The organism is Acidovorax sp. Root219 (assembly GCF_001428665.1).
Taxonomy (GTDB): Bacteria; Pseudomonadota; Gammaproteobacteria; order Burkholderiales; family Burkholderiaceae_C; genus Acidovorax.
On sequence record NZ_LMIJ01000002.1, the window covers coordinates 1 to 16,425 of the forward strand.

The following is a 16,425-nucleotide window of genomic DNA, read 5'->3' on the forward strand; positions in this document are numbered from 1 at the left end:
CAACAAGGTGGAAGGCTATGGCGTGAGCATCATCAAGGCCGGCGCCAAGCTGGTGGGCCACGACGCAGGGCCGGTGCGCGCGCCGCTGACGGACTTGAAGCCGGCCGAGATGGAGCAGCTCAAGGCGCTCATTGCAAAGCTGGGCCCGCAGTAAGAGCGGCTAACAAAACTCTTCTGGCGTCGTTGCCGCGTCTTGTCGTACTACTCGTACTGCCTACGACGCAGCGCCTAGCCAGAACCGCTTCGCTGAGTTTTGTTATCCGCTCTATGCGCAGCCTCCGCCCCACGCAAACCCCCAAGGCCCCGCAGAGGGCTACCGCAACGACACCACCACCACCTCCGGAGACACCCACCATGTTCGTCAAGAAACTGCTGCTGCTTGCCAGCGCCTGCACCCTGGCTTTTGCCGCAACGGCACAGACCACCCCCTGGCCCGAAAAGCCCGTGACCATCGTCGTGCCGTTCCCGGCCGGTGGCTCCACCGACATGGTGGCGCGGGCCATGGCCCTGCACATGGGCGAGAAGCTGGGGCAGAGCTTCGTGGTGGACAACCGCCCCGGTGCCACGGGCACGCTGGGTGCCGGTGCGGTCAAGCGCGCCGCGCCCGATGGCTACACGCTGTTGGTGTCCTCGCTCGGGGCCTTCGTTGTGGCGCCGCACCTGCTCAAGAGCGTGCCGTATGACGCGCTCAAGGATTTCGACTACATCACCGTGCCCGTGCAGGCGCCCAACGTGCTGGTGGCCGCGCCCAACCAGAAGGCGCGCACCGTCAAGGAGGTGATCGCCCAGCTCAAGGCCAACCCCGGCAAGGTGAGCTTCGCCAGTTCGGGCAACGGCTCGTCAGACCACCTCTCGGCCGAAGTCTTCTGGCAGCAAAGCGGTACCGAGGGCCTGCACATCCCCTACAAGGGCGGCGCCCCGGCCATCAACGACCTGCTGGGCGGGCAGGTGGAGTTCTCGTTCCAGAACGTGAACGCGGTGCTCGCGCACATCCGCGCCGGCAAGCTGCATGCGATTGCCGTCACCGGCGACAAGCGCAGCCCCGTGCTGCCCGATGTGCCCACGCTGGCCGAGGCTGGCGTGGCCGGTGCTGAGGTCTATTCGTGGCAAGGCATGGCCGCGCCCAAGGGCCTGCCCGCCGCCGTGAAGAAGAAGCTCTCGGACGCCGCCATCGCCGCCATGAACGACCCTGCGGTGAAGAAGCGCATGCTCGACCAGGGCCTGGAGATCGTGGCCAGCACGCCCGAGGCCTTCACCGCCTACCAGGCGCGCGAGTTCGCCCGCTGGAAGACCGTCATAGAAACCCGCAAGATCACCGCAGATTGAGCAACCCAGGGGGCGCCCCTGCGCGCCTCCTTACTGTCTTTTGACCACCATGACCTCCTCCACCCCCTCTGCCACCAGCACCCCCGTCGTCACCGAACTGCGCGTGGTGCCCGTGGCGGGGCACGACAGCATGCTCATGAACCTGAGCGGCGCACACGGCCCCTTCTTCACGCGCAACCTGATCATCCTGCGCGACAGCGCGGGCAACACCGGGGTGGGCGAGGTACCCGGCGGCGAGAAGATCCGCCAGACCATCGAGGACGCGCGGCCGTTGATCGTGGGCCGGCCCATCGGCCACCACAACGCCGTGCTCAACGCCATGCGCGCCCAGTTCGCCGACCGCGATGCGGGCGGGCGCGGCCTGCAGACCTTCGACCTGCGCATCACCATCCACGCCGTCACCGCCGTGGAATCGGCCTTCCTCGACCTGCTGGGCCAGCACCTGGACGTGCCCGTGGCCGCGCTGCTGGGCGATGGCGTGCAGCGCGAGGCGGTGCAGATGCTGGGCTACCTGTTCTACGTGGGCGACCGCGCCAAGACCGACCTGGCCTACCGCACCGAGCCCGGTGCCGACAACGACTGGTTTCGCCTGCGCAACGAGAAGGCCATGACCGCCGATGGCATCGTGCGCCTGGCCGAGGCGGCTTACGAGCGGTATGGCTTTGCCGACTTCAAGCTCAAGGGCGGCGTGCTGCGCGGCGAAGAAGAGGTCGAGGCCATCCGCGCGCTGCACGAGCGCTTTCCCGAGGCCCGCGTGACGCTGGACCCCAACGGCGGCTGGCTGCTGAAAGACGCCATCCGCATTACGCGCGACCTGCACGGCGTGATGGCCTATGCCGAAGACCCCTGCGGCGCCGAAGGCGTGTTCTCGGGCCGCGAGGTGATGGCCGAGTTCCGCCGCGCCACGGGCCTGCCCACCGCCACCAACATGGTGGCCACCGACTGGCGCGAAATGGCGCACAGCCTGGCCCTGCAGTCGGTGGACATCCCCCTGGCCGACCCGCACTTCTGGACCATGGCCGGCTCGGTGCGCGTGGCGCAGATGTGCCAGGCCTTCGGCCTGACCTGGGGCTCGCATTCCAACAACCACTTCGACGTCTCGCTGGCCATGTTCACCCACGTGGGCGCCGCCGCCCCAGGCCGCGTGACCGCGATCGACACGCACTGGATCTGGCAGGACGGCGAGCGCCTGACCAAGGAGCCGTTCCAGATCAAGGACGGCTTCATCCAGTTGCCCAAGAAGCCCGGCCTGGGCGTGGAGCTGGACATGGACGAGGTCGAGCGCGCCCACCGCCTGTACCTGGAGCATGGCCTGGGCGCGCGCGACGACGCGATAGCCATGCAGTACCTGATTCCGGGGTGGAAGTTCAACAACAAGGCGCCGTGCATGGTGCGGTGAGGGCACCGGCAGCGTGGGCTCTGTTCCCGCCTACGCCTTGCTTGAATGCACGGCCGGGTAGGGCCCCGCAAACCCCAGCGCCGCCGACAGCGCCCGCGCTTCCTCCTGCACCAGCGCGGCATAGTCTTTCACCAGCGCTTCGCTGAGCCGGGCGCTCGGGCCGAACAGGCCCAGCGAGCCCACCACGCGGCCACTGCTCTCGAAGAAAGGGGCGGCGATGGCGACCGCGCCCTGGATCAGTTCGTCGCGGCTGGTGGCATGGCCGTCGCTGCGCACTTGCTGGAGCTGACCGGTGACCCGCTTCGCATCTGCCGCGCTGGTCGCGCCATACGCCGGCAGGTCGCGTGCGTCGACATTCAGCCAGGCCAGGATGGAGCGGCCGCTGGCGCCGCGCACCAGCTTCTCGCGGTAGCCCACGCCGCGCCGGAAACTCAGCGGCTGGGTGCTGGGCAGCTCGGCTACGCAGACGCGGTCGACGCCTTCCTGCACGTGCAGCGACACGGTCTCGCGCGTGGTCTCCCACAGCCGGCGCATCATGGGCTGGGCCACAGTCTCGTAGCTGGTGCCGGCCGACCAGGCATGCGCCAGCTGCGCCACGGCAGGGCCCAGGCGAAAGCGCTGGGGCTCGCCCTGCGAGCTGAGAAAGCCCTTGGCGTCCAGCGTGTCGAGCAGGCGGTACAGGGTGGGGCGGCTCAGGTCCACGCGCTTGAGCAACTCGGCCACCAGCAGGCCATCGTCGCCGGGCTTGAAGGCCAGCAGAATGTCCAGCGCGCGCTGCACGGCGCGCACGCCGCCCTCGGATTTGTCGGTGTCGGCAGTGGCATCGGCTGCCGACGCAGTGGGTATTTTCATGGTGCTACTGTAGCGTGAATTGTCCGTCTGGCGGACTCGATTCCGGGGCGATTTTCCTCAAGAAGCTTCGAGTTCACGCAGGCACTGCAGGGCCATGTCCATGGCGGCGCTGCGCGAGGTGTCGCGGCGCCAGTACATCATCACCGGCGGGGCGGCGCTGAAGCGGATGGGCAGCCTTTTCAGCGCCCCCATGCGCTCGTACTGCGCGATGGAGCGCTCTGAGGCGATGGTCACCATGTCGCTGGCGGTCAGCATCGAGAAGCTGGCGAACACCGAGTTCGACTGCAGCGCATCGGCCGGCAGGCTGCGGTTGGCCAGGCGCAGCTCTTCGTTGAGCAGGGTGCGCACCGGCGTGTCGGGGCTGAACACCACCCAGCGGTAGCGGTACAGGTCGTCCCAGCCCATGGACTTGAGGCGGTGCAGCGGGTGGCCCTTGCGCGCCACGAAGTGCAGGGGCTCGTCGTAGAGCGCTTCCGATTCGACCTGCGCCGTCAGGTACTGCGGCTGGTAGCGGCCCACCGCGATATCGAGTTCGCGCCGGCCCAGCATTTCCATCAGCCGGTCCATCGTGCCTTCGAAGATGTCCACGCGGGCGCGCGGCATGGCCTGCAGCAGGGCCAGCACCGCCGCCGGCACGGTGCTGGCAATCGTCGCCCCCGATCCGCCGATGGCCACGTAGCCGGTGCTGCCGGCCACCAGCAGCGCCATTTCGTCACGCGCCCGGTCCAGGTCGACGCCGATGCGCCGGGCGTGCTCGATCAGTGCCTCGCAGTAGTGCGTGGGCCGAAGGCCCCGCGCGTGCCGCTCGAACAGCACCACGCCGATGTCGGCCTCCAGGTCCTTGAGCCATTTGGAGAGCGCGGGCTGCGTCATGTGCAACAGCTCGGCCGAGCGGCTCACGTTCTGTGTCTCGGCCAGGCTGACCAGCAGCTGCAGGTGGCGCAGGCGGATGCGTTGTGTCCAGTCCATGAGGTATGTCCTGTTTTGTATAGCTAAGTCATTTTATTCATTGGATTGTTGATGGCTTGCCACCAATACTGCGCAACTGAACGACAACCAGGAGACACGATCCATGACGAAGGTGGCGCAGCATTACATTGACGGGGCCTGGGTGCCCGCACGCGGAGCCATCGGCACCACGCTGAACCCCGCCACGGGCGAGCCGGCCGGGGAGTTCGTGGAGGGCACGGCCGCAGACGCGCAGGCCGCCATCGCCGCCGCCGACCGCGCATTCCATGCCACGTCCTGGAAGCACGATGCCCGGCTGCGCTCGGAGGTGCTGCTGGCCGCCGCCACCCGGCTGGAGGAGCGCCGCGAGCAGGTGGCCCACCTGCTCGTCGCGCAAAACGGCAAGCTGCTGCGCGAGGCCCTGGGCGAGGTGGGCGCTGCCATTTCCGAGCTGCGCTACTACGCCGGCCTGGCGCGCAACCTGTTCGGGCGGGTGGTCGAGATCGAGCCGGGCTGCTTCAGCACGCTGCACCGCGAGGCGGCCGGCGTGGCGGTGATCATCGTGCCCTGGAACGCACCGGTGACCTTGCTCGTGCGCTCGCTGGGCCCCGCGCTGGCGGCCGGCTGCACCGTGGTCGTCAAGCCCGCGCACCAGACCGCGCTGGTGAGCAACCTGGTGCTGGAGACGGTGCTGTGCGACCCGCGCGTGCCGGCCGGCGTGGTCAACACCGTCACCGAGTCCGGCGCCGAAGTGGCGCGCGCGCTGTGCGAGTCGCCCGACGTGGGCGTGATCAGCTTCACCGGCTCCACCGCCGTGGGCAAGGCCATCGCACGGGCCACGGCGGGAAATCTCACGCGCCTGTCGCTGGAGCTGGGTGGCAAGGCCGCCGGTGTGGTCTTTGGCGACTGCGACATCGCCGCCACCGTGCGCGGCATGCTGGCGGGCGGGCTGATCCTGTCGGGCCAGCAGTGCACGGCGCTGGCCCGGGTGCTGGTGCACGAATCGGTCTACGACCGCTTTGCGGCCGAACTCGCCCAGGCCATGCGCCGCGTGCAGCCCGGCCCGGGCATGGACCCCGCCTCCGGCATGGGGCCGCTGATCGACGTAGCCAACCGCGAGCGCATCCGCGCGCTGGTGGAGGGCGCGCCAGGCGCCTCGGGCAAGGTGCTGGTGCACGGCGAGGTGCCGGGCGGCGCGCTGGCCCGGGGTGCCTTCATCGCCCCGAGCCTGATCGCCGTGGACGACCTCGCCAGCCCGCTGGTGCAGAACGAATTGTTCGGCCCGGTGATGGTGATCGAGCGCTTCAAGGACGAGGACGATGCCGTCATGCGCGCCAACGCCACGCGCTATGGCCTGGCGGCCAGCGTCTGGACGGGCGACGCGGGCAAGGCCCGGCGCGTCGCCAGCCGGCTGCGCTCGGGCAGCGTCTGGATCAACGCGCACAACAAGCTCTTTGCCGAGATCGAGACCGGCGGCGAGCGCGACAGCGGCTACGGCCGGCTGCATGGCGTGGAGGGCATGAACGACTTCCTGGTGACCAAGCATGTCTACCAGAGCCACATTGCGTGACCCCGCAGCAGAAAGCGACCCGATGAATTCATCCCCAATTACGACCCAGGCCCTGCAGGGACTGGCCCTGCCCAGCGTGCGCGACACCTTCTACCACCTGATGCGCGAGGTGGGCTGCACGAAGATCTTCGGCAACCCCGGCTCCACCGAGCTGCCGATGGTGCGCAACTTCCCCGACGATTTCGAGTACGTGCTGGGCCTGCAGGAGGCCTCGGTGGTCGGCATGGCCGACGGATACGCGCAGGCCAGCGGCAACGCCGCGTTCGTGAACCTGCACTCGGCTGCCGGCGTGGGCAACGCCATGGGCAACATCTACACTGCCTTCAAGAACCAGACGCCGCTGGTCATCATCGCGGGGCAGCAGTCGCGCTCGATCCAGCCCTTCGACCCCTACCTGAACTCGCGCCGCGCGGCCGAGCTGCCCCAGCCCTACGTGAAGTGGAGCATCGAACCCGCGCGTGCGGAGGACGTGCCCGCAGCCATCCGCAAGGCCTACCACATCGCAATGCAGCAACCGCGCGGCCCCGTTCTGGTTTCGGTGCCGGCAGACGACTGGGACAAGGGCTGTCAGCCGCTGATGGCGGCGCAGGTCAGCCAGGTGGTGGCGCCCGACCCGGCGCAGATCCAGCGGCTGCGGGTGCTGATCGGCCGCAGCCGGCGCGTCGCCCTGGTGGTGGGCGCGGCCATCGATCGGGAGTCGGCCTGGCCCGAAGCGGTGCAGCTGGCAGAGGCTTGCCAGGCTGCCGTCTTCGGGGCGCCCATGTCCTCGCGCGCATCGTTCCCCGAGACACATCCCCATTTCCAGGGCTTCCTGCCCGCCTCGGCGGCGGCCATCCGTGAGCAACTGCACGGCCATGACCTGGTGCTGGTGGTCGGCGGGCCTGCGTTCACCTACCACGTGGAGCGCGATACCGAAGGCTCGCACCTGCCCGAGGGCGCCGTGTTGGCGGTGCTGACCGACGACGCCGAAGCCGTGGCATCCGTGCCCCAGGGCATTGCGGTGCACGGCAGCGTGCGCCTGGGGCTGCAGGCGCTGCTGCAGGGCCTGGGCGAGCGGCTCGCGGCCGACGTGCCGCGCCGCCCCCGGCCCGCGCTGGCCGAGGGCACCAGCCCCACCAGCGTGGCCTACGTGCTGCAGACCCTGTCGCGGCTGCGTGATGCGCGCGACATCATCGTCGAGGAGGCGCCCACGGCCCGCGTGGTGATGCACCAGTACCTGCCCATCACCGAGCCCGGCACCTTCTACACCATGGCCAGCGGCGGGCTGGGCTACGGCATGCCGGCGGCCGTGGGCATCGCCATGGCGCGGCGCGACCGGCGTGTCATCTGCGTGATTGGCGACGGCTCCAGCATGTACAGCATCCAGAGCCTGTGGACGGCTGCCCAGCAGGGCGCCAACGTGGTCTTCGTGGTGCTCAACAACCGCCGCTATGCGGCGCTCAAGCGCTTTGCCGGCGTGCTCGGCTTCGCGCCGAGTGAAAAACTGGTCGGCATCGACATCCCCGGCATCGATTTCAGCGGCCTGGCCACGTCGCAGGGCTGCTTTGGCGAGAAGGTGGACCGCTGGGAGCAGGTCGAGCCAGCGCTTGCACAGGCCCTGCAGCGCCAGGGCCCCAGCGTCATCGACGTGGAAGTGGCCTGATGGCAGGCCGCATGCCACGATAGGTGGGACTCCACCGGACATTCCCCAAACAAGCATAAAAAGGAGACACATGACGCACGCAACCACCGGGCTCGGCCGAGCCACCAAGACCCTCCTGGCACTCACCTGCCTGGCCACTTCCATGGGCGCCTCCATGGGCGCCACCGCGGCGCAGTGGCCCGACAAGCCCATCACCATCATCGTGGGCTATGCGCCCGGGGGCGCCAACGACGTGATCGCGCGCTTCCTGGCCGAAAAGCTGCAGCCTGTGCTCAAGCAGACGGTCATCGTGGAGAACCGCGCCGGGGTCGCCTCCATCATCGGTGCCCAGGCCGTGGCGCGCGCCAAGCCCGATGGCTACACCCTGCTCATGGGCGCCAGCGGCCCCATGGTGTTCAACCATGCGCTGTATTCGAAGCTGCCCTACAAGCCCACGGACTTCGCGCCCATCTCGCTGACCGGCACCTTCCCCCTGGTGCTGATCGCCAACAAGGACGACCCGGCGCGCAACGTCAAGGAACTGGTGGAGGCCTCCATCCGCAACCCCGAGCGCTCCAACTACGGGGCCAGCGCGGCGTCGTTCCAGCTGATCACCGAACTGTTCAACGAGGCCACGGGCGCGAAGTTCTCGCACATCGGCTACAAGGGCAGCATGGAGTCGGTGACGGCGGTGATGTCCAAGACGGTGTCCATGACCATCATCGACGCAGGCCCGGCGGCCACGGGCATCAACAGCGGCAAGGCCAAGCCCCTGGCGGTGACCTCCGCCGAGCGCATGAAGCAGTACCCCGACGTGCCGACGATGAAGGAACTGGGCATCGACGCCACCATCACGCTCTGGAGCGGCCTGTTCGCGCCGGCCAACACGCCGCCCGAGATCGTCAAGCGCCTGCATGCCGAGGTGGAGCGCATCGCGGCCACGCCGGAAGCCAGGCAGCGGCTGGAGGCCCTGGGGGTGACGCCCGTTGCTTCCAGCAGCCCGGCCCAGTTCTCCGATCAGATCGACAGCGAGATCGTGCGCTGGAAAGAGGCCGCCCGGCGCAGCGGCGTGAAGGCCGATTGAAAGGCGACGCGATGCCCGCCACCACCCAACAATCCACCCCCGAGGTGCTGCTGCAGGCCACCAGCACGGGCCTGAACTGGCCCACCCCACCGGTGTTCGCCAGCCCGGAGGACGAGCGCCTGCACTTGAAGCAGCGCCTGGCTGCAGGCTTTCGCATCTTCGCGATGCATGGCTTTGAGGCCGGCATCGCGGGCCACATCAGCGCGCGCGACCCCATTCTCACGGACCACTTCTGGGTCAACCCCCTGGGCCTGCATTTCAGCCGCATCAAGGTGTCCGACCTGGTGCTCATCGACCACGACGGGCGCATCGTGCAGGGCCAGCACCCGGTGAATGCGGCGGCGTTCTCCATCCACTCGCGCATCCACCGCGCGCGGCCCGATGTGGTGGCGGCAGCGCACTCGCATTCGCGCTACGGTACGGCCTTTGCCTCGCTGGGCCGGCCGCTGCCGCCCATCACGCAGGAGGCCTGCGCGTTCTACGGCGACCATGCCGTCATGCAGGCCTATGGCGGCATTGCCAGCGAGCTGTCCGAAGGCGACCTCATCGCCCAGAGCCTGGGCCAGGGCAAGGCCGTGATCTGCCGCAACCACGCGCACTTCACCGTGGGCCATTCGGTGGACGAGGCGGTCTTCTGGTTTTTGCGCATGGAGCGCGCCTTCGAGCAGTACCTGCTGGCCTGCGCGGTGGGTTCGCCCGTGGAGATCGACGCGGCCACGGCCGCCGCCACGGCGCGCCAGGTCGGCTCGCACCGCGCGGGTTGGTTCGCCATGCAGCCGCTGATGGACAAGGTGATTGCCGAGCAGCCAGAACTGCTGGATTGACGCTTGCCAACAAGGAACGCCGGCCGTTGCATTGCGCAACGGCCGGCGTTTGCATGGGTGGCGGTGTTCAGCAGTCGAGCACGAGGCTTCCCGACTTGCAGCCCGAGACGCAGACCATCATCGACCGATTGGCCGCCTGCTCCTGTTTGCTCAGGATCAGGTCGCGGTGGTCCACATCGCCCGAGATGACCTTGACCTCGCAGGCGCCGCACACCCCCTCGCGGCAGCTGTACTCGGGGTTCATGCCAGCGTCGATCAGTGCGTCCAGCAGCGCGATGCCGGGCGCCACGTGCACGGTCTTGCCGGACTTGCGCAGCTCCACGGCATAGCCGTCCTGGGGCGTCTGGGGCGCGGCCAGCGGCGCGGCGGCAAAGCGCTCCAGGTGCACATGGGCCAGGCCCAGCTGTTCGCAGGCCTGCTCATAGGCATCCAGCAGGGGCAGGGGGCCGCAGCAGTAGAAGTGCGTGCCAGCGGGGTGGCCGGCCAGCAGGTGGGGCAGGTCGGCGCGCGTGCCGCGCTCGTCCTTGAAATGCCAGTCCACCGTGAGCCGGCCTTGGGAGGCGGCGGCGAGCGACTCGATCTCGGCCACGAAGGCCGCGCTCTGGCGGCTGCCCGCGCAGTAGATGAGGTGGGCCGGGCGCCCGAGCGCTGCCAGCCGCTGCTGCATGGCGTAGATGGGTGTGATGCCGATCCCGCCCGCCACGAGCACGCTGTAGGGCGCGGCTTCGTCGAGCGCGAAGTGGTTGCGCGGCCCGCCGATGGCGATCTGTCGGCCCACGCGCAGGGATTCGTGCACGAAGCGCGAGCCCCCGCGGCTGGCCTTGTCCAGCGCCACGGCCACCACGTAGCGGTGGCTTTCGCCGGGGTTGGTCAGCGAGTAGCTGCGCGTGAGGCCATCGGCCAGGTGCAGGTCGATGTGGTCACCGGCTTCGACCGCCTGCGCGAAGGCCGTGGCCGGCGCCAGCGGGCGCAGCTCCACGCTGACGGTGCCCGCCGCCTCGTACCGCAGCTGCTGAACGAATGCCTGAAGGGAGCTGGAGGACATGGCGCTCTCACATGATGTGCAGGCCACCGTCCACCATCAGCGTGGTGCCGGTGATGAACGAGGCTTCGCCGGATGCGAGCCAGAGGATGGGCCAGGCGATCTCTTCGGGCGATGCCCAGCGGCCGATCAGCGAGGTGTCCTTGCGCTCCACCTTGAGCTGCTCGACGCTCTTGCCCGCCCCCTGCGCGCGGCCGACGTGGAAATCGGTCAGCGTGGAGCCGGGGCACACCGCGTTGGCGCGCACGCCGTGCGCGGCTTCCTCGAAGGCCAGGCTGCGCGTGTATGCCAGCTGGGCGGCCTTGGTCGCGTCGTACAGCGCCATGCCCTTGCGCCCGGTGACGGCGTAGCACGATGACACGTTGACGATGCTGCCTGTGCCCGCCGTGCGCAGCGCCGGCAGGGCCGCGCGGCAGTAGTTGGACATGCCCACCAGGTTCACGCCCACCATGGCATGCCATTCGGCGGCCGTGGCGTCCGCTGCCGCGCTGTAGTTGCGCATGGCCGCGTTGTTCACCAGGATGTCGAGGCCCCCCCACAGCGTGCTGCACTGCTGCACGGCGGCCAGGGCGGCTGCCTCGTCGGCCACGTCGGCCGTGGCGCAGGCCAGGCGTGCGCCGGGCAGGGCCTCTTCGATGGCCGTTCGTGTGCGTTCGAGCGCCTCGCCGTTGGCGTCCACCAGCAGCACGGCGGCGCCTTCGCGGCAAAAGAGATGGGCGGCTGCGGCGCCGATGCCCGCGCCCGCACCAGTGATCAGGGCGGTGCGCCCTGCGAGTCGGAGTTCGTTGCGCATCGTCTTAATCTGCCTTCGCGCCAGTGGCTTTGATGACCTTGCCCCAGCGCGTGATCTCGGTGGCGATCCAGTCGCTGAACTGTTTGGGCGTGCTGGCGACGACCTCGAACTCCATCTCCTGCAGGCGCTTGGTGATGTCGGGCGAGTTCAGTATGCGCACCATCGCCTGGTGGTAGCTGTTGACGATGGCCGGCGGCGTGTTGGCCGGCGCGAGCAGGCCGATCCACGACGTGGCCTCGAAATCCTTCAGGCCCGACTCGGCCAGGGTGGGGACGTCCGGCGTGCTCGGAAAGCGCTTGGGACCGGTGGAAGCCAGCAGCTTCAGGCGCCCCTCCTTGACGAAACCCTGCACATTGCCCGGCACGAAGAAGCCGGCCTGGATATTGCCCGCGATAAGGTCCGTGATGGCCGGGCCTGCGCCGCGGTAGGGCACGTGCGTCATCTGGAAGCCAGCGGCCGACTTCATCATCTCCATGGTCAGGTGCGAGGCGCTGCCCATGGCCACCGAGCCGTAGGCGAACTTCTTCGGGTCGGCCTTGGCCTTGGCGATGAAGTCCCGCACGTCGGTGATGCCGGAGTCCGGGTTCACCACCAGGTACTGCGGCGACTTCACGGCCAGTGTGATGGGCGCCAGGTCCTTCTGCGGGTCATAGGGCATCTTGTCGAACAGCGTGGCGTTGATGGCCAGCGGCCCGTTGTAGCCGATCAGCAGGGTGTGGCCGTCCGGGGCCGCACGGCTCACTTCGGCGGCGCCGATGTTGCCGCCCGCGCCCGGCTTGTTCTCGACGAAGAAGGGCTGGCCCATCGCCTCCTGCAGCTTGGGCGCAATCATGCGCGCCAGCACGTCGTTGGTGCTGCCGGTGATGGGCACGACGATGCGCACCGGCTTGGTCGGGCGCCAGTCGGTGGCTGCGGCTGTCTGTGCCCAGGCGGCGGTGGCCGCGCAGGCCCATGCGGCCAAGGTGAAGGCCAGTTTCGTGGGGAATTTCATCGTTGTCTCCGTAGTGGTCGATCGTGCGGGCGCCCCGCTGGGGCGCTTGGGTCAGAGGCTGAAGACCGGCTTCTTCGTGGCGTCGGCCAGTTCCTCGCGCGCCCAGGCCACGGGGTCCTGGTCCTTGGGCAGCAGCACGCCGGCAGGGCGCACGTGCTGCGCGCTGGCATCGAGCGCCGGTGGCGTCTGGCCCTGCTCCAGGCCGAGGGCCGCCTCGTGCAGCATGCGCCGGGCCATGACGATGGCCTTGTCGGTGGGCAGCAGCTTCTCGGCCTCGTGGTCCTGGATGGAACCCATGCTCTCCTGCAGCGAGTAGTCCTGCGCCGAGAAGCCGAAGATGCCGCTGTAGGAGCGGTCCTCGCGCTGGGCCACGCGGTCCATGCCGTAGTCGTTGTCGCGGTTGGCCTTGGGGACGAAGCTGCCCGGCGCCTCGTACTCGACGTGGATGCCTTTGCCTTCCTCCATCGCAGTGCGCTCCTCGGCGGTGAGCGGGTGGGCAGGCTGCCAGTTGATGCTCCAGGCCCAGCAGCTGTGGTCGTCGATGGGCACCCACACATGGCCGCCCAGCGCGTGCTCGCCGAACGGCGCGATCAGCGTGAACCACGGGAACAGGTACTGCGTGATGCGCCAGTAGTACGAATCGGCCTCGCCGTTGCGCCGCCCGAACAGGCTCAGCCCGAAGGGGGTCTGCTCGATCTCGAACTTCACGTTGCCATCGGCCTTGATGTAGTCGAGCGCCTTCACGCCCTGGTGCATGGGGTCGGTGTCCACCTCGAAGCGGTGCACGTACGAGACGTGGGCCGTGTCGATGCCGCCTTCCATGGCCTGCAGCCAGTTGCTGTACTGCAGGCGCTTGGAGACGAATACATGCTCGGGCGGCAGGGTGCACCACTCCAGCTCGGGCGGCGCGGGCTGCTGGTCGGCCGGGCCCATGTAGGCCCAGACGATGCCGCCACGCTCCACACAGGGGTAGCCCTTGATGTGCATGCGCGAGCAGGCCTGGGGCGAGGAGGGCACGTCCACGCACTGGCCCTTGCCGTCGAACTTGACGCCGTGGTAGGCGCAGCGGATGCCGTTCTCTTCGTTGCGCCCGAAGTAGAGCGACACGCCCCGGTGCGAGCAGAACTCGCCGATCAGGCAGGCCTGGCCGTCGGTGTTGCGAAAGGCGAGCAGCTTTTCGCCCAGCAGTTGCACGCGCACCTGCGGGCCATCGGGCTCGGGTATTTCGGCGCACGCCAGAGCAGGCACCCAGTAGCGGCGCATCAGGTTGCCCATGCGCGTACCGGGGCCTACGCGGGTGAGCGTTTCAGACATTTCCTTGTTCACAGTCGTCTCCGTGGGGGTCGGTGGGTTGGAATAGATTGTTCGTCTGATGAGACTTGTGTCCATTTTATGGATGATTTGATCTGTGTCAAATTTTTGGATAAGTGTCCATCAGGCGGATAGTCTGCTGCAGAGCTCTCTGCATGGCCGAAGGTGGGGTGTGGGGTGTGGGGTGTGGGGTGTGGGGCGTGGGGCGTGCGCCGAAGCCGGCAGTGCTTTGCCCAGGGCATGGCGCGTTCTCCGGGCGACAAGGCCGCCGGTGCATGCCCTGTGCTCCGAAGGGCTTCGGCTTCAGTGCCCGCAGCCGTTTGCTTGGCTCGCAGGCTGGAGGCCTGGCGCGCCCAGGGGGCTACGCAAACGGGTAGGGCCCCTCGAAGCGCCCGATGTGGCTCAGGTGGCTGACCATGCCGTGCACCGGGTCCCACAGGTGCAGCAGGCAGCCCGCAGGGCCGACGACCGAGGCAGGTGCCGCATCCGGGCGCAGCTGCAGGCAGATCTCGGTGGTGGTGCTGGGCGCGGTGCACACCACCGTACCCGCCCAGCGCCGCAGCATGCTGCGGTGCACGTGGCCGCACAGCACGCGCTCCACTTGCGGGTGGGCGCGCACCACGGCTTCGAGTCCTTCGGTCTCGGTGCAGCGGTAGTCGTCCATGTACGGAATGCCGCTTGTGAAGGGCGGGTGGTGCAGCATGAGCAAGGTGGGCTTGTTGCGTGCTTCCGACAGGGTGGCGTCGAGCCAGGCCAGCGCCGCCGCATCCACACGGCCATGGTGCCGCCCGGGGATGCAGGAGTCAAAGGCGACGATGCGTACCGGGTGGTCGTCCACGCAGAAATGCAGCGCCCCTGCGCGGGCCAGGTACGCCTGGTCGTGGAAGGCCGCTCGGAATGCCTCTCGCTCGTCGTGGTTGCCGGCCATCGCCAGCCAGGGGATGCTGGTGGTGACCAGCAGGCGCCGCACCTCCTGGTACTCCGCAGGCCGGCCATGGTCCACCAGGTCGCCGGTCAGCACGATCAGGTCGGGCCGGCGGTCCAGCGCATGCAGGTGGGCCAGGGCCTGGGCGAACATGCGGTTCGAGTCCACCACGCGCTGGTAGAAAACGCCGGCTTCGCGCACATGGGGGTCTGAAAGCTGGGCGATGAGCATGGGGAAGATCGTGGCTGGTGCGGATGCGCTGGAGTGGCTGGCGCTGCACCCACGTGCCGGTGTGTCCGTATTGCGGAGTATGGGGAATGGACGCGTGCTGCTGAATACGGCCTAAGGCGTACGGAACATGGTGGCCCGCCGGTGTGCACCTTGGTACAACGCATACCGCGCGGATGGACAAGCGATGCTTGTCAAACCGGCAAGGGTAGGAGATAGTGGTGTCAGTGGAGTGCCTATAAATAAAGGGAGCGGGTGATGCCAGAACCATTGGGAGAAGCGTTGCGCCCACTGATACTTGCTGTCGATGATTCTTCCGACAACCTGTGGGTACTGTCCGGCCTGCTCAAGGACCAGTACCGCGTGAAGCTGGCAGGCTCGGGCGAAAAGGCCTTGCAGATCGCGCGCAGCACGCCCCCGCCCGACCTGATCCTGCTGGACGTGATGATGCCCGGCATGTCGGGCCACGAGGTGTGCCGCCAGCTCAAGGAGGCGCCCGCCACGCGCGACATTCCCATCATCTTCCTGACCGCCATGACGGGGACGGAGGACGAGAAAGTGGGGCTGGCGCTGGGCGCGGCCGATTTCATCACCAAGCCCATCAACCCGCCCATTGTGCTGGCGCGCGTGGCCACGCAGTTGCAGGCCAAGGCGGGCGCCGACTTCCTGCGCGACCAGAACCAATTCTTGCAGACCGAGGTGCAAAAACGCACACGCGAACTGGCTGCGATCCAGGACGTGACCATCCTGGCCATGGCTTCCCTGGCCGAAACCCGCGACAACGAAACCGGCAACCACATCCGCCGCACGCAGCACTACGTGCGGGCGCTGGCCACGGCGCTGAAAGACCACCCCCGCTTCAGCGCGGCGCTGAGCGACCATGTGATCGACATGCTCTACAAGTCGGCGCCCCTGCACGACATCGGCAAGGTCGGCATCCCGGACCGGATCCTGCTCAAGCCCGGGCGCTTCGAGCCGCACGAATTCGAGGTGATGAAGACCCACACCACCCTGGGCCGGGACGCGATACAGCACGCCGAGGACCAGCTGGGCATGCCGGTGGAGTTTTTGCAGTACGCCAAAGAGATCGCCTACGGCCACCAGGAGAAGTGGGACGGCAGCGGCTATCCGCAGGGCCTGGCGGGCGAGGCGATTCCGCTGTCGGCGCGCATCATGGCCGTGGCCGACGTTTACGACGCACTGATCAGCCGCCGTGTCTACAAGGAAGGCATGCCGCACGCAAAGGCGGTGGACATCATGCGCGAGGGCCGGGGTTCGCATTTCGACCCGGACATCCTGGACGCCTTCCTCGGCATGCTCGACGAGTTCCAGCGCATTGCGCAGAAGTTTGCCGACAGCGATGCGGACATGGCCGAGAAGGCCCGGCACCTGGAGCTGGCGACGACGCCGGCCAGCCCACCCACGCCCTGAGCATGGCCTGGTCCGTGCTCCATCCATGACAGCCACCGGCGGCCGGTCGCCGGGCCAGACTCCGCGCTGGTGCAGAGAGG

General features: G+C 68.3%; 14 protein-coding genes and 1 pseudogene. 8 read left to right on the forward strand and 7 right to left on the reverse strand.

Annotated features, from left to right (window positions below; genetic code table 11):
- The 3 genes and pseudogenes from ASE28_RS31790 to gudD form a co-directional block, all read left to right on the forward strand.
- Positions 1–154 (forward strand): annotated as a pseudogene (locus ASE28_RS31790) (5-dehydro-4-deoxyglucarate dehydratase); the annotation flags it as partial.
- Between the two features lie 200 nt (positions 155–354).
- Positions 355–1,326, forward strand: a complete 972-nt coding sequence (locus ASE28_RS02350; RefSeq protein ID WP_057264370.1) for a tripartite tricarboxylate transporter substrate binding protein — start codon at positions 355–357, stop codon at positions 1,324–1,326.
- 49 nt (positions 1,327–1,375) lie between these two features.
- Positions 1,376–2,725, forward strand: coding sequence for a glucarate dehydratase (gene gudD, locus ASE28_RS02355; protein WP_057264371.1), 1,350 nt, complete (start codon positions 1,376–1,378; stop codon positions 2,723–2,725).
- Positions 2,726–2,755: 30 nt separating this feature from the next.
- On the opposite strand, the gene ASE28_RS02360 is transcribed toward gudD, so the two are convergent.
- Together ASE28_RS02360 and ASE28_RS02365 are read right to left on the reverse strand one after the other, a co-directional pair.
- Positions 2,756–3,577: an IclR family transcriptional regulator gene (locus ASE28_RS02360; protein ID WP_082607853.1), complete on the reverse strand. Its 822-nt coding sequence runs from the start codon at positions 3,575–3,577 to the stop codon at positions 2,756–2,758.
- A gap of 57 nt (positions 3,578–3,634) precedes the next feature.
- On the reverse strand, positions 3,635–4,546 hold the full coding sequence (locus ASE28_RS02365; RefSeq protein WP_057264372.1) for a LysR family transcriptional regulator: 912 nt from the start codon (positions 4,544–4,546) through the stop codon (positions 3,635–3,637).
- 103 nt (positions 4,547–4,649) lie between these two features.
- On the opposite strand from ASE28_RS02365, the gene ASE28_RS02370 reads away from it, so the two are divergent.
- The 4 genes from ASE28_RS02370 (at position 4,650) to ASE28_RS02385 (ending at position 9,624) form a co-directional block, all read left to right on the forward strand.
- The gene (locus ASE28_RS02370) at positions 4,650–6,095 is read left to right on the forward strand and encodes an aldehyde dehydrogenase family protein (RefSeq protein ID WP_057264373.1); all 1,446 of its coding nucleotides are present in this window, start codon (positions 4,650–4,652) and stop codon (positions 6,093–6,095) included.
- A gap of 22 nt (positions 6,096–6,117) precedes the next feature.
- Positions 6,118–7,737, forward strand: coding sequence for a benzoylformate decarboxylase (mdlC, locus tag ASE28_RS02375; RefSeq protein ID WP_057264374.1), 1,620 nt, complete (start codon positions 6,118–6,120; stop codon positions 7,735–7,737).
- Positions 7,738–7,807: 70 nt separating this feature from the next.
- Positions 7,808–8,800, forward strand: coding sequence for a tripartite tricarboxylate transporter substrate binding protein (locus tag ASE28_RS02380; RefSeq protein ID WP_057264375.1), 993 nt, complete (start codon positions 7,808–7,810; stop codon positions 8,798–8,800).
- Between the two features lie 11 nt (positions 8,801–8,811).
- Positions 8,812–9,624 (forward strand): class II aldolase/adducin family protein, encoded by an 813-nt coding sequence (locus ASE28_RS02385; RefSeq protein ID WP_082607855.1) that lies wholly within the window; start codon positions 8,812–8,814, stop codon positions 9,622–9,624.
- A 67-nt stretch (positions 9,625–9,691) separates the two neighbouring features.
- On the opposite strand, the gene ASE28_RS02390 is transcribed toward ASE28_RS02385, so the two are convergent.
- The 5 genes from ASE28_RS02390 to ASE28_RS02410 form a co-directional block, all read right to left on the reverse strand.
- Positions 9,692–10,669: a PDR/VanB family oxidoreductase gene (locus ASE28_RS02390; RefSeq protein WP_057264376.1), complete on the reverse strand. Its 978-nt coding sequence runs from the start codon at positions 10,667–10,669 to the stop codon at positions 9,692–9,694.
- A gap of 7 nt (positions 10,670–10,676) precedes the next feature.
- The gene (locus ASE28_RS02395; protein WP_057264378.1) at positions 10,677–11,459 is read right to left on the reverse strand and encodes an SDR family NAD(P)-dependent oxidoreductase; all 783 of its coding nucleotides are present in this window, start codon (positions 11,457–11,459) and stop codon (positions 10,677–10,679) included.
- A gap of 4 nt (positions 11,460–11,463) precedes the next feature.
- Positions 11,464–12,450 carry a tripartite tricarboxylate transporter substrate binding protein gene (locus ASE28_RS02400; RefSeq protein ID WP_057264379.1) on the reverse strand — a complete coding sequence of 329 codons (987 nt, stop codon included), beginning with the start codon at positions 12,448–12,450 and terminating at the stop codon, positions 11,464–11,466.
- A 51-nt stretch (positions 12,451–12,501) separates the two neighbouring features.
- The gene (locus tag ASE28_RS02405; RefSeq protein ID WP_057204701.1) at positions 12,502–13,776 is read right to left on the reverse strand and encodes an aromatic ring-hydroxylating dioxygenase subunit alpha; all 1,275 of its coding nucleotides are present in this window, start codon (positions 13,774–13,776) and stop codon (positions 12,502–12,504) included.
- 346 nt (positions 13,777–14,122) lie between these two features.
- Positions 14,123–14,917, reverse strand: coding sequence for a phosphodiesterase (locus tag ASE28_RS02410; RefSeq protein ID WP_057264380.1), 795 nt, complete (start codon positions 14,915–14,917; stop codon positions 14,123–14,125).
- Positions 14,918–15,172: 255 nt separating this feature from the next.
- On the opposite strand from ASE28_RS02410, the gene ASE28_RS02415 reads away from it, so the two are divergent.
- On the forward strand, positions 15,173–16,345 hold the full coding sequence (locus ASE28_RS02415) for an HD-GYP domain-containing protein (RefSeq protein ID WP_057204699.1): 1,173 nt from the start codon (positions 15,173–15,175) through the stop codon (positions 16,343–16,345).
- Positions 16,346–16,425: the final 80 nt, after the last annotated feature.

What these genes read in the sequence shown, in the direction of transcription:
- ASE28_RS02385 (WP_082607855.1), top strand. Translation starts at nt 8,812, where the DNA reads ATGCCCGCCACCACCCAACAATCCACCCCCGAGGTGCTGCTGCAGGCC.
- gudD (WP_057264371.1), top strand. Translation starts at nt 1,376, where the DNA reads ATGACCTCCTCCACCCCCTCTGCCACCAGCACCCCCGTCGTCACCGAA.
- ASE28_RS02410 (WP_057264380.1), bottom strand. Translation starts at nt 14,917, where the DNA reads ATGCTCATCGCCCAGCTTTCAGACCCCCATGTGCGCGAAGCCGGCGTT.
- ASE28_RS02380 (WP_057264375.1), top strand. Translation starts at nt 7,808, where the DNA reads ATGACGCACGCAACCACCGGGCTCGGCCGAGCCACCAAGACCCTCCTG.
- ASE28_RS02395 (WP_057264378.1), bottom strand. Translation starts at nt 11,459, where the DNA reads ATGCGCAACGAACTCCGACTCGCAGGGCGCACCGCCCTGATCACTGGT.
- ASE28_RS02370 (WP_057264373.1), top strand. Translation starts at nt 4,650, where the DNA reads ATGACGAAGGTGGCGCAGCATTACATTGACGGGGCCTGGGTGCCCGCA.
- mdlC (WP_057264374.1), top strand. Translation starts at nt 6,118, where the DNA reads ATGAATTCATCCCCAATTACGACCCAGGCCCTGCAGGGACTGGCCCTG.
- ASE28_RS02360 (WP_082607853.1), bottom strand. Translation starts at nt 3,577, where the DNA reads ATGAAAATACCCACTGCGTCGGCAGCCGATGCCACTGCCGACACCGAC.
- ASE28_RS02365 (WP_057264372.1), bottom strand. Translation starts at nt 4,546, where the DNA reads ATGGACTGGACACAACGCATCCGCCTGCGCCACCTGCAGCTGCTGGTC.
- ASE28_RS02350 (WP_057264370.1), top strand. Translation starts at nt 355, where the DNA reads ATGTTCGTCAAGAAACTGCTGCTGCTTGCCAGCGCCTGCACCCTGGCT.
- ASE28_RS02400 (WP_057264379.1), bottom strand. Translation starts at nt 12,450, where the DNA reads ATGAAATTCCCCACGAAACTGGCCTTCACCTTGGCCGCATGGGCCTGC.
- ASE28_RS02390 (WP_057264376.1), bottom strand. Translation starts at nt 10,669, where the DNA reads ATGTCCTCCAGCTCCCTTCAGGCATTCGTTCAGCAGCTGCGGTACGAG.
- ASE28_RS02415 (WP_057204699.1), top strand. Translation starts at nt 15,173, where the DNA reads ATGCCAGAACCATTGGGAGAAGCGTTGCGCCCACTGATACTTGCTGTC.